This window comes from Collinsella aerofaciens, assembly GCF_015670795.1.
Classification (GTDB): Bacteria; Actinomycetota; Coriobacteriia; order Coriobacteriales; family Coriobacteriaceae; genus Collinsella; species Collinsella aerofaciens_Q.
Genome location: NZ_JADPCJ010000017.1, coordinates 1 through 12,116, shown reverse-complemented (window position 1 = coordinate 12,116; position 12,116 = coordinate 1). Strand labels below are relative to the sequence as shown.

Annotated in this window: 9 protein-coding genes and 1 tRNA gene; 6 read left to right on the top strand and 4 right to left on the bottom strand. The window is 57.0% G+C overall.

Features of this window, described 5'->3' with window-relative positions:
- The first annotated feature begins 164 nt into the window (after window positions 1–164).
- Window positions 165–1,925, top strand: coding sequence for a PTS lactose transporter subunit IIBC (locus tag I4W09_RS06420; protein ID WP_196032969.1), 1,761 nt, complete (start codon window positions 165–167; stop codon window positions 1,923–1,925).
- Window positions 1,926–2,262: 337 nt separating this feature from the next.
- On the opposite strand, the gene I4W09_RS06415 is transcribed toward I4W09_RS06420, so the two are convergent.
- Window positions 2,263–3,264 carry a LacI family DNA-binding transcriptional regulator gene (locus tag I4W09_RS06415; protein ID WP_196032966.1) on the bottom strand — a complete coding sequence of 334 codons (1,002 nt, stop codon included), beginning with the start codon at window positions 3,262–3,264 and terminating at the stop codon, window positions 2,263–2,265.
- Window positions 3,265–3,549: 285 nt separating this feature from the next.
- Between I4W09_RS06415 and I4W09_RS06410 the strand changes: the two genes are divergently transcribed.
- From I4W09_RS06410 to I4W09_RS06400, 3 genes are all read left to right on the top strand, one after another.
- Window positions 3,550–5,328: a PTS lactose transporter subunit IIBC gene (locus tag I4W09_RS06410; RefSeq protein ID WP_196032963.1), complete on the top strand. Its 1,779-nt coding sequence runs from the start codon at window positions 3,550–3,552 to the stop codon at window positions 5,326–5,328.
- Between the two features lie 75 nt (window positions 5,329–5,403).
- A complete protein-coding gene (gene lacG / locus I4W09_RS06405) occupies window positions 5,404–6,825 on the top strand; it encodes a 6-phospho-beta-galactosidase (protein ID WP_230318713.1) in 1,422 nt (473 codons plus the stop codon).
- A gap of 287 nt (window positions 6,826–7,112) precedes the next feature.
- A complete protein-coding gene (locus I4W09_RS06400; protein ID WP_196032960.1) occupies window positions 7,113–8,345 on the top strand; it encodes a Fic family protein in 1,233 nt (410 codons plus the stop codon).
- 161 nt (window positions 8,346–8,506) lie between these two features.
- Here I4W09_RS06400 and I4W09_RS06395 read toward each other — a convergent pair whose 3' ends face one another.
- Window positions 8,507–9,271 carry a DeoR/GlpR family DNA-binding transcription regulator gene (locus I4W09_RS06395; protein WP_271756691.1) on the bottom strand — a complete coding sequence of 255 codons (765 nt, stop codon included), beginning with the start codon at window positions 9,269–9,271 and terminating at the stop codon, window positions 8,507–8,509.
- Between the two features lie 205 nt (window positions 9,272–9,476).
- On the opposite strand from I4W09_RS06395, the gene I4W09_RS06390 reads away from it, so the two are divergent.
- Window positions 9,477–10,529, top strand: coding sequence for an aldose epimerase family protein (locus I4W09_RS06390; RefSeq protein ID WP_196032957.1), 1,053 nt, complete (start codon window positions 9,477–9,479; stop codon window positions 10,527–10,529).
- A 230-nt stretch (window positions 10,530–10,759) separates the two neighbouring features.
- Here I4W09_RS06390 and I4W09_RS06385 read toward each other — a convergent pair whose 3' ends face one another.
- Entirely contained in the window at window positions 10,760–11,335 is a 576-nt protein-coding gene (locus tag I4W09_RS06385) for a PTS sugar transporter subunit IIB (RefSeq protein ID WP_196032954.1), read from the bottom strand.
- Window positions 11,336–11,492: 157 nt separating this feature from the next.
- On the opposite strand from I4W09_RS06385, the gene I4W09_RS06380 reads away from it, so the two are divergent.
- A tRNA-Thr gene (locus I4W09_RS06380) sits at window positions 11,493–11,568 on the top strand.
- Between the two features lie 204 nt (window positions 11,569–11,772).
- On the opposite strand, the gene I4W09_RS10455 is transcribed toward I4W09_RS06380, so the two are convergent.
- The coding region (locus I4W09_RS10455) for a DUF4352 domain-containing protein (protein WP_230318712.1) at window positions 11,773–12,116 on the bottom strand (344 nt) is incomplete at its 5' end.

The following is a 12,116-nucleotide window of genomic DNA, read 5'->3' as shown; positions in this document are numbered from 1 at the left end:
CTTTCCCCCGAGAAGGGAGCGGCCCTATGCGATACAAACCCAGCCGCTCCCCTCTCTCCCCCTGGGACCGACCCCGCCTGCACCCGGGCTTTTAGCAAGCGGGAGACCATATAGGTTTTCAACGTCCATGCCATTAAGATTTCATGCAAAGAGGAGCGTGAACTATGGAATCGATCGTTAAGTTCTTGGAGAAAGGTCAGCCGTACTTCGACAAGGTCTCTAAGAACATCTACCTTCAGGCCATTAAAGACGGCTTTTTGGCAGCAATGCCCATCATCCTGTCTTCTTCTGTCTTCCTGCTTATTTCGACCCTGCCGGGCGTTGTCGCCACGGTCGGCGGCTTTACGCTGCCCGACTGGTGGAACGTCGACGTCGTGAACTTCTGCAACAAGGTTTACAACTTCACGATGGGCGTCGTGGGCATCATGGTCGCCGGCACCACCGCAAGCGCGCTGACCGGCTCCAAGAACCGCCGCATGCCTGCCGGCAAGGCCATCAACGCCACGAGCACCATGGTCGCCGCCATGTGCGCTATGCTCATCTTGGCCGTTACCCAGACGAGTGCCAAGATCGACGGCGCCGATGTCTCGGTGTTCTTTACCGACAACATGGGCACCAAGGGCCTGCTGAGCTCCTTTGTCGCCGCATTTGCCACGGTCAACATCTATGCCTTCTGCATTAAGCGAGACATCACCATCAAGCTGCCCAAAGAAGTCCCCGGCGCCATCGCCCAGAACTTCCGCGACATCTTCGCCTTCAGCTTCTCCATCCTGTTTGTCGCCGTCATCGACGTTATCTGCCGCACCTGCTTGGCCGTCCCGTTTGCCAACGTCATCTCCACGCTGGTGAGCCCGCTGTTCGCCGCTGCCGATTCCTACGCCGGCCTCGCCCTCATCTGGTTCATGATCCCGCTGTTCTGGTTCATGGGCATCCACGGCCCCTCGGTCGTTAAGCCTGCCCTCAACGCCGCGCTGTTTGGCAACATCACCACCAACCTCGCCACGCTGCAGGCCGGCGGTCACCCCGCCCTCGCCCTGACCGAAAACTTCGGTAACTACATCGGCGAACTCGGCGGCACCGGCGCCACGTTCATTGTCCCGATCATCTTCCTGCTCTTTATGCGCTCCAAGCAGCTCAAGGCCGTCGGCAAAGCCTCTGTCGTGCCCGTGATGTTCGCCGTCAACGAGCCGCTGCTGTTCGCCGCGCCCATCATCCTCAACCCGTACTTCCTGATCCCGTTCCTGTTTGCCCCCGTGGCCAACGTCCTCATTGGTAAGTTCTTCATCGACTTTTTGGGCATGAACGGCTTTGTCTATGCCATGCCGTGGGCACTCCCCGGACCGATCGGCACCTTCATCGACACCAACTTCCAGCCGATCTCTCTGGTCCTGGTTGTCGTCCTGCTGGTCGTTGACTTCTTGATCTACTACCCGTTCTGCAAGGCCTACGACAACGTCCTGTGCAAGCAGGAGGCCGAGACCCTGGCCGAAGAAGAGGCCGAGGAGACCAAGGCCGTCAAGACCGCTGCCGCCCCCGCCGTTGAGACTCCTGTTGTCGAGACCGCTTCTGCCACTGAGGCCTCCGCAGCTCCGTCCGCCCTTAAGGGCAAGGATCTGAGGGTTCTGGTTCTGTGCGCTGGCGCCGGCACCTCTGCACTGCTCGCCAACGCGCTTAAGGAAGGCGCCGACGAGCTGGGCATCGACATTACCGCCAACGCCGGTGCCTACGGCAGCCACTACGCCATCATGGACCAGTACAACGTCATCGTCCTGGCTCCGCAGGTTCGCACCTATTACAACGAGATGAAGGCCGACACCGACCGCCTGGGCATCAAGCTGCTGTCGCCCAAGGGCAAACAGTACATCGACCTCACTAAGGATCCCAAGGGTGCCGTCGCCTGGATCGAGGAAAACCTCGAGGCATAAGACGCTGACACCACCTGCCGCTTGCAGACAATAAATGGCCCGTGCATCGATGTGTGATGCGCGGGCCATTTTGTTTAGACCGCACCCGTCCTCCTGTTCATCTCAATCTGTAACATCTAGCCGAGTTTTTCGGTCCTAGCTGTTACAGATCGAGATGAACGCACAGGCCAAGCCGAAAATCTCAATCTGTAACATGTAGACCACTTTTGACCGTCTAGTTGTTACAGATCGAGACAAACGGAATAAGCCGGGCCAAAAATCTCGATCCGTAACATCTAGCCGAGTTTTTGGGTCCTAGCTGTTACAGATTGAGACAAACGGAATAGGCCGAGCACGTCTACGCCCGCAAGTCCTTTACGCTGGAACGCTCGATCAGCACGCCCGACACAAGCGTGCGGCTTCTTGAGCTCGGAGCCTCAAGGCCTGCAACGACTTCGTTGAGCGCACGAACACCCAACTCGCGATGGCGAAACTTTACTGAGGTCAAAATCGAATTAGGTATCGTCTTGTATAGCTCGTCATCAAAGCCGATCACGGACACATCATCGGGCACACTCAAACCCTTATCACGTAGAGCCATCATCACGCCGTTTGCCATGCAGTCGTTAGCAGCGAGGACCGCCGTGCAATCGGGCTTATCGGCAAGCACAAGGCCCGCGGCATAGCCACTATCCGCATTCCAATCGCCTTGCAGAGGCTCGGGCGGCTCAATGCCACGCGCCTCGAGTGCCGCACGCCAACCTTTCATACGACACTGGCTCGACAGCGCCTCTTTCTTACCAGAGACGAAGTATACGTTCTTGTGCCCACGATTTAAGAAGTACTCGCACGCCATGCGCGCACCGCCCTCTTGATCGTCACTAACGGTAGAGCAGGCAGGATGCTCCATCGGCGTGATAATCACCGTCTTGAGGTCTTTCGGTGCCTCAAAGGTATCAAAGTCATCGACCATCTGACGCAGGTTGAAGATCATGCCATCAACAGGCAGCTGCGACATCCTACGCGCCGCATCGGCAAGGGTCATCTTCTCCCCTGCCCGCTTTTTGATCATCGTGAGCGCAAAGCCGCGTTCTTCGGCGGCATCGGCGATACCGGCAATCATGTCCACGGCACCGCCCGACAAGTGAAACAGCACGACGCCGATGCACCCGTAACGGCCTGACTTGAGCGAACGCGCGGCAAAGTTGGTTCGAAACCCGAGCACCTCCATGGCCGAATGAACCTTATCGCGTGTCGACTCTCGCACGCTATCGGGCTCGTTGATCACACGCGAAACCGTCTTGAGAGAAACGCCTGCGGCAACTGCCACATCATTCATTGAGACATTTTTCTTGTCCATCGTTGCCACTGCTTCTCCACTCGGTTCTCTATCGCTTGTTTTTTTGTGTTCTAGCATACACTACCTGCTCGACTGACAAATCAACCGTTTACCGGACAATATCGACCGCTCACCCGTATATCCTTGTTGCTCTTCCAAAAATGTCTTACGTTGTCATTAACGAAATGACAACGTTGTCATTTCGCAATGCCTTCCTTAAGCAGGAAGGTTTCCGGGCAGTCCTGACCATCCATCGACGACCAGTTCCATCCACATGCATCGCGCATCGAGCAGCAAAGGAGCTCTATGGACGCCATCGTAAAGATGCTCGAAAAGCATCAACCGTTCTTCGAGAAGATCTCGAGAAACATCTACCTCCAGGCCATCAAAGACGGATTCCTTGGGTGCATGCCCATCGTCCTTACCTCTTCGATCTTTCTGCTGATCGCCACCCTTCCCGGCGTAGTTGGCATCACGCTGCCCCAGCCGCTCATCGACTGGTGCAACAAGCTGTACAACTTCACCATGGGCGTCATGGGCATCATGGTTGCCGGCACCACCGCCAAGAACTTTACGGCTTCCATGAACCGTCGCATGCCCGCCGGCAAGGTGCTCAACGACGGCTCCACCATGGTGGCTGCCCAGTGCAGCATGCTGCTGCTCGCTGTTACGCAGTTCACCACCAAGTTCGACGGCTCCGAGCTTTCGGTCTTCGATTGCACCAGCATGGGTACGCGCGGTCTGTTCTCGGCCTATATCGCCGCGTTCATTACCGTGTGGGTTTATAAGTTCTGCGTCTCGCGCGATCTGACCATTAAGCTGCCCAAGGAGGTTCCGGGCGCCATCGCTCAGAACTTCCGCGACATCATCCCCTTTGGCGGCGCCGTCATCATCTGCGGCATCATCGATGTCGTCGTGCGCAACCTCATGGGCGTTCCGTTCTCCGAGCTGCTTATCAAACTGCTCTCCCCGCTCTTTACCGCTGCAGAAACCTATCCTGGCCTTATCCTTATCCAGGCAGCCACTGCGTTCTTCTGGTTCATCGGTGTCCATGGTCCTTCGATTGTCCAGCCGGGCATCGACCCCATCCGTCTTGCCAACCAGGCTGAGAACCTGCAGGTTCTGCTGGCCGGTGGTCACCCCGCCCATTCCCTCACCTTTAACATGTCGCTCGTGGGTGAGTTCGGCGGCACCGGCGCCACGTTCATCGTACCGCTTCTGCTGATTCTCTTTATGAAGTCCAAGCAGCTCAAAGCCGTCGGTAAGGCCTCGATTGTTCCTGTTGCCTTCGCCGTCAACGAACCGCTGCTCTTTGGCGCGCCGATGATTCTTAACCCCTACATGCTCATCCCCTTTGTTGCCGCCGGCTGCGTCAACGTGAGTGTTGCCAAGTTCTTTATCGACAATGTGGGCATGAACGGCTTCTCCTTCGTGGTGCCTTGGGCTACCCCTGCCCCCATCGGTATCTTCATCACCACGAACTTCCAGCTTATCGCCCTGGTGTTTGTCGCAATCATCATCTTGCTGGACGCCATCATTTACCTGCCGTTCTTGAAGGCATACGATAAGCTGCTCTGCGACCAGGAGGCCGAGCGCGCCGCCGAGCTGGGTCTCGAGTCCGATGGTGCCGCTTCCATCGCCGCCAGCACCTCTGCGCCCGCCATCGAGCAGACCGCCGCTGCCGTCGAGCCGACCGCCGCTGCCGCCGACAGCAAGCCTGTCGCCGATCAGCCCGAGCCCGCCTCCGACGCATCCGCTAAGAAGGATGTCGATGGTCTGAAGGTCCTCGTCCTGTGCGCCGGCGCCGGCACCTCTGCCATGCTCGCCAACGCCATCAAGGAAGGTGCCGCACAGACCGGAGAGAACATCGCTTCCTCCGCAGGCGCCTATGGCCAGCACACTGCCATCATGGATCAGTACGACGTCATCGTGCTCGCCCCGCAGGTTCGTAGCTACTACAACGACATGAAGGCCGACACCGATCGTCTGGGCATTAAGCTGCTCGCTCCCCGCGGTAAGGAATATATCGACCTTACCCGCGACCCCGCTGGCGCCATCAAGTGGCTCCGCGAGAACCTCGACTAGTTCCTCCCTCTGTTGGTGCCCGGATCCCCAGTTCGGGCACCTCTCCCTATTCGTATCCCACAGAAAGGATGACTCATGACCAACCCCATGCAGTTCCCCGACGGCTTTGTGTTTGGCGGCGCCACCGCCGCTTACCAGGTTGAGGGCGAGACCCGTACGCACGGCAAGGGCAAAGTGCCCTGGGACGATTTCCTGGCTGCCCAGGGTCGCTTCTCCCCCGACCCCGCAAGCGATTTCTACAACAAGTATCCGGTCGATATCGACCTGTGCCAGCGCTTCGGCATCAACGGCATCCGTGTCTCCATCGCTTGGAGCCGTATCTTCCCCAGTGGCACCGGTGAGATTAACCCTGAGGGCGTCGCTTTCTATCACGAGCTTTTCGCCACCTGCAACAAAGCTGGCGTTATCCCCTATGTCACGCTCGATCACTTCGATACGCCCGAGGCCTTTTACCAGAACGGCGGCGAGGGATTCCTGACGCGCACGACCATCGACGCCTTCGTCGAGTACGCCAAGTTCTGCTTTGCCGAGTTCACCGAGGTCAAGCACTGGTTTACCTTTAACGAGATTCCCGCAACCGCCGAGGGCAGCTTTATCGTCGGCAACTGGCCGCACGGCGAGAAGTACCGCCTGGACAAGGCCTTCCAGCTCATGCACAACATGATGGTGGCCCACGCCAAGGCTGTCGTCGCCTTCCATGAGGGCGGCTTTGAGGGCGAGATCGGCATTGTCCAGAACCTGGAGCCCAAGTATCCCCTCGACCCCAACAACGCCGCCGACTGCGAGGCAGCTCGCATGGCCGACGTCATCAACAACCGCTGGGTACTCGACGCCACCTTCCGCGGCCACTATGCAGCCGATACCATGGAGGCTGCGACCAAGCTGGCTCATATCGCCGGCGGCGAGCTCGACGTCCGCGACGAGGACATCGCCGCGCTGACCGCCGCGCTCCCCTACAACGATTGCCTGGGCGTCAACACCTACAAGTGCCAGTTCCTGCGTGCCGCCGAGGGCGAAAACGACATCAACCACAATGGCACCGGCGACAAGGGCTCCTCGCGCTGGTTCCTCAAGGGCGTGGGCGAGTCATGCGTGCGCGAAGGCATACCCACCACCGATTGGGACTGGATCATCTATCCCGAGGGCCTCTACGACCTGCTGCTCCGCATTAAGAACGATTACCCCAACTACAAGAAGATCTACATCACCGAGAACGGCATGGGCTATAAGGACGACTTCGAGGATGGCTTTATCGACGACGCCCCTCGTATCGACTACATGCGCCAGCATCTCGCATGGATCCTCAAGGCAATCGACGGCGGCGTAAACGTCGACGGTTACTTTGTGTGGTCGCTGCAGGACCAGTTCTCCTGGACCAACGGCTATAACAAGCGTTACGGCCTGTTCTACATCGACTTTGAGACCCAGAAGCGCTACCCCAAGGCGAGCGCGTACTGGTACAAGAACGTCGCGGAGACCGGCCTGCTCATGGCCTAGTTTCCGCCGCATGCCACCCGTCGGCCGCATACGAATCCCTCCACGGGTTCGCATGCGGCCTTTTTGTTTTTAACCGAGCCGCGCCGCACGTTTGTCTCGATCTGTAACATCTAGTCGAGTATTTCGGCCCTACCTGTTACAGATCAAGACAATAAGATAGTCGAATCCGAACTTTCCAAGCAGTTATGAAGCATGGTTTCTAGTTTTCGGTATCACGAACATACTTTCGGTATCATTTAATAGTATTATGATATCGAAAGTATGTTCGTGATACCGAAAGGAGCCGCATGCGCCAGTTCGATTACACCACAGTCCCAGCGGAACTCGAGGCAACTCCAATCACCAACCTCCTCCTCTCGATACGCGAGCATAAAGGCCGACAGCTTGCTCTGAGTCAAGTCAAACCCGAACTTCTATCGTCACTTATGGAGGAAGCTAAGATCCAAAGCACCCAATCCTCCAACGAACTTGAAGGAATTGTTACCACCCAAAAAAGACTCAAAGCAATCATGGCGTATTCCGCCAAGCCAAGCTCCCGCGCAGAGGAAGAAATCGCTGGATACCGAGATGTGCTGTCACTTATTCACGAGCAACACGATTCCATTCCCGTAACGCCATCGGTCATTCTGCAGTTGCATCGTGACCTCATGGCGCACACGGCAATCTCGTATGGAGGCCATTGGAAAGATGGCGATAACGAAATCGTCTCCATTGACGATCAAGGTAATCGATTTGTGCGCTTTAGGCCCCCTTCGGCTCTAGCAACCCCGGGACTTATTAAAGAAGCCTGCCAGTCCCTCAACGATGCTGTATCTCGCCAAGTTTGCGATCCCCTCCTTATATCGCTCCGCTTTATCTTCGATTTTGTTAGCATTCATCCCTTCAACGATGGCAATGGCAGGATGAGCCGGCTCCTTACAACGCTGCTGCTCGAAAAGACTGGATACGACGTTGCGCGTTACATCAGCATCGAACGACTTATTGAAGACAACAAGGCGCTCTACTACAACGCCCTCGCTGCAAGCTCCACTGGATGGAATGAAAATCAAAACACCGAAGCACCTTTTATCCGTTTCATGCTCGGAACAACCCTAGCCGCCTACCGACAGCTCGAGCAGCGTACCTTAATTGAATCAAGCACTCGTCCCATGTCGAAGCAAGCGCGCATCGCTGTTCTATTTCAACAGAGACCCGGCGTCATTAAGAAATCCGACATCCGGTCCAACTGCCCCGATATCAGCGAGGTAACCGTTAAACGAACCCTCGGTCAGCTTGTTAGTTGCAGCGCAATCGAAAAAACAGGAGCGGGCCGTTCGACGGGCTACATACTCAAAGACGTCCATGCTCTAGAACTATTCTTGCAATCCACAATACCCGACGGCAGGTCAGAAATTACAAAAGAGTCCCCAAAGGACAAACTCCTTGAACGCATGAACCGCGCCGAAGATGAAAGCAGAGACGAACTCTACGAAGACTACGATTCATTCTCAAGAGATATCAAAGCGAAATACGGAATCTGACCCTGCCTTAGAATGGCCCCTCCTTGTAGCCCAAACGGATTTGCGCGTCATCAAATTTGTCGCACAAATGGTGTTTTTACTCTTACGTGTCATTCTGCGCGTCATTGTGAAGCGATAATCCCCGCGCCGGCAGAGGACAGAAGTATCGTCTGCAGCGTTAGCTAACAGATGACCTGCGTGTGTTCCTCGATGGCAGTGCGGTCCTCGGCCGAGATACCCGGCTCGCACACCACGGCGTCCAAATTGTCCAGGCGGCAGAAGGTGTAGAAGTCGCGCTTGCCGATCTTGCTGGAGTCGGCGATCAGATAGCGCGAGTCGGCCTTGCTAAAGGCGAGCTGCTGGATGCGGCCCTCTTCCATATTGGATGTAGACACGTCGCCGTCCAGAATGCCGTTGGCACCGATAAACGCCGCGTCGATGCCCAGCGCACGCAGGGTATCCTCGGCCGTTGGTCCCACAAAAGCGGCGGTGCGGCGACGGTACATGCCGCCCACCAGGCACAGGTCGCAGTCTTCGCGCGCCTCGAGCAGGTTAAACACCGAAAGCGAATTGGTCACAATGCGCAGGCGAAACGCCGGCAGCATCGAGGCCATCTGCTCAACCGTGGTGCCCGTGCCCAAAAAGATGGTCGAGCCTTCCTCGATAAGCTCCACAGAACGGCGCGCAATCTGCAACTTTTCCTCGGCATGCTTCGTGCGCTTTTCGCTGTGCGAATACTCATGGCGCAGCATAGCGTGTGGACGGCCCTGCGCACTGCGGGCTCCGCCGTGCACGCGCTCGATCTCGCCCAGGCTCGCAAGCTCCTCAAGGTCACGGCGGATCGTCATATCCGAGACACCTAACGCATCCGAAATCTCCTTGACCGAGACCGTTCCCTGTTCCTCGAGCAGCTGCCGAACCTTATCCTGTCGCTCCGCTTTAATCACGATGAGTCCTCGCTGTTCCACGCTCACGTCAATTCAAACAATAACGAACAAATTGTATCAGACTCGCGCGCGTCAGAAATGAACGCCCGCACAGCTCCAATCATCACTTTTTTGAGAAAAATACTCCCTGCTTTAGTGGGGTGTAGTGATAATCTCACCTGTTCGCGCTACAGTTTGTCCGAAATATCTCGATGTTAGGAACCAAATGATCACTTCCGAGCTTTTCGGCACCGCGCCGTGCGGTACCCCCGTTCATCGTTACACCCTCAACGGGCCCGAGATCTGCGTTCGCATTATGGACTATGGCGCCACCGTGCTGGGTATCGATGTGCCCGACATTCCCGGCAACGTGCGCGATGTGGTGCTGGGCTTCGATAAGCTCGAGGATTACTTTGACAACCCCGCCTGCTTTGGCGCGACCATCGGCCCCGTGGCCAACCGCACCGCGGGCGCCACGATCACCATCGCCGGCACGGACTGGCATATGCCCACCAACGAAGGCATCAACAACCTGCACAGCGATCTTGAGCACGGCCTACACAAGCGCGTGTGGGACGTTGAACTCGACGAGGTCCACAATGCCGTGCGCATGACCACCTCGCTTGAAGATGGCGAGCTGGGCCTGCCCGGCAACCGCACCTTTACGGCCGTGTTCACCGTGACGCGCACCGGCTGCTTCCGTATCGAATACGGCTGCGAGAGCGACCGCGCCACCTACGTGTCCATGACCAACCACACGTACTTTAACCTTGCCGGTCATAACGCCGGCATGGACTGTGAGCACTTCTTTGTTGCTAACGCTGCCCACTACCTGCCCATTAACGAGCAGAACATCCCCACCGGCGAAATCGCTCCGGTCGAGGGAACACCGTTTGACTTTCGCGAGCTGCGCCCCATCGCACCCGGCATGGAGGCCGACGACCCGCAGATTAAGCAGGCCCGTGGCTACGATCACTGCCTGTGCATCGATGGCTATCAGTACGGCCGCAACCTGCGTCGCGCCCTACATGTCGAGGAGATGTGGACCGGTCGCGAGCTGGACTACTACACCACCGCCCCGGGCGTGCAGCTCTACACCGGCAATTGGCTGGGCGACGAGCACGCCAAAGACGATGCCAACTATGGCTGGGGCGCCGGCTTTGCCCTCGAGGCCGAGATGTACCCCGACACGCCGCACCAGCCGCTGTTCCCGCAGGGCATCGTGGGCCCAGGTCACCCCTATAGCAATGTGATCGAATATCACTTTATGAGGCACTAAGCCCACAACGCGACATATCGCACAGCAGCGCCCGCCGGCACCACCGACGGGCGCTTTTTCATTCTTTTGGCTTATTATTGCTGCTACTGAATTGATGGCATAACAAAACTATGCCAGTTTACTACGATAAACCCGCGATATCCGACCACACGCTGGTTCTTAGGAAATGAACACCACGTCTACCTGCGGTTTTATTATTCGCATATTCAGCGTGCTCAGCGATTGACAATTCACCGTAGTAAACCGGCATAGTTTTGGCAGGCGGCGCAACACAGGCCCTCTATGTGGGCTAAATGATCCGTTTTTCCTCCGCCCCCAGGGGAACACGTAAGCAGGTTCTCGATGGGATCGGGGTCGGAGCCGGGGAGATAACGGATTTCTAGCTCTTTGCCGAGTTCTTGCAACTCTTTGAAGGCGGCGATGTCCGTATCGTCTACGGCGACTGCGGGCGTCGCGGGACGCTTGCCATCCCCTGCCTGCATATGGCCAATGCTAATCTTGGTGATCGGCACACCGCCCTTAACCAGCGCGAGCGCATCGGTGGGTGAGGCCACCATGATCAGAATCCATTGACGCGGCGTTGCGGTATGAATGATGTCGATGGTCCTTTGCACCGAGAAAAACCGTGTCCAAACGCCTTCTGGCGCCGCCACCCTCATGGGTGCCCATTGGCGCGAATCCGCCGCAATCTCGTCGTTGACGATTAAGACAAGGTTGGAACCCACGGCTTCGTTCCACAGCTCAACGTCTTGCCCGTAAATGAAACGATCGTCGATGCGTGTGAGAAGAATCTTGGGTTGTGCCATCGCTGCCCCATTCTGTTTGAGACCCGTAAGAGCAAGACATCGCGTCTCCAATATTAGTGCATTTAAAGTGAGAAAAGCCGTCAGAACACTTGCGCGGATGTGCGATGTCCCGTATCATAGACAGCCGTTGACGCCTCAGTTGCGTCACCACATGGCCGCCAGCGTAGCTCAGTTGGTAGAGCACCGCTCTCGTAAAGCGGGGGTCACCGGTTCGAGCCCGGTCGCTGGCTCCATTGCACAAGATAGCCGCCTATGGCGGCTTTTTTGTTGCCGATTTCGGACGCACATCCGCCAATCCAAGCACAACGCCGCCGGCAACTCCCCTACTCAACAAAAAGCCCCGCCAACCGCGGCCTCCCAAGCGGAAACCACAATCGACGGGGCTCAAGCGCGACCCCTCGCGAGGATTACGACAGCTTTTATACTATGAGCAGGGATTAAAGAGTGCTCAAATCAATTGTCTGCGGATTGGTCAAGCCGTAGAAAGGATTTTCATCACCAGAGGATGTGGTTTGGCCGCCAGCTTCACATTCAACCGGCGTCGTTTCGTCAATCAGCTCGTAAGCAAGCCAACCCTCAAGCACGGCACCTGGTTGTATTTGGCGCGGTTCAGGAAGATCAAGGCGGTTGATTTCCGATCCCAACCGAACACATTGAGCTGACGGCACGCTCCCGCAGTTAACCGAACGCCCCCGAGGTCCTATCCGGGCCCCGGGGGCGGCATTTTCCCAGTTGAAGGAATGGTGGAGATGTGTTTCGATGGGTCCGGTGGCCATGCTCC

What these genes read in the sequence shown, in the direction of transcription:
- lacG (WP_230318713.1), top strand. Translation starts at nt 5,404, where the DNA reads ATGACCAACCCCATGCAGTTCCCCGACGGCTTTGTGTTTGGCGGCGCC.
- I4W09_RS06390 (WP_196032957.1), top strand. Translation starts at nt 9,477, where the DNA reads ATGATCACTTCCGAGCTTTTCGGCACCGCGCCGTGCGGTACCCCCGTT.
- I4W09_RS06400 (WP_196032960.1), top strand. Translation starts at nt 7,113, where the DNA reads ATGCGCCAGTTCGATTACACCACAGTCCCAGCGGAACTCGAGGCAACT.
- I4W09_RS06385 (WP_196032954.1), bottom strand. Translation starts at nt 11,335, where the DNA reads ATGGCACAACCCAAGATTCTTCTCACACGCATCGACGATCGTTTCATT.
- I4W09_RS06410 (WP_196032963.1), top strand. Translation starts at nt 3,550, where the DNA reads ATGGACGCCATCGTAAAGATGCTCGAAAAGCATCAACCGTTCTTCGAG.
- I4W09_RS06420 (WP_196032969.1), top strand. Translation starts at nt 165, where the DNA reads ATGGAATCGATCGTTAAGTTCTTGGAGAAAGGTCAGCCGTACTTCGAC.
- I4W09_RS06415 (WP_196032966.1), bottom strand. Translation starts at nt 3,264, where the DNA reads ATGGACAAGAAAAATGTCTCAATGAATGATGTGGCAGTTGCCGCAGGC.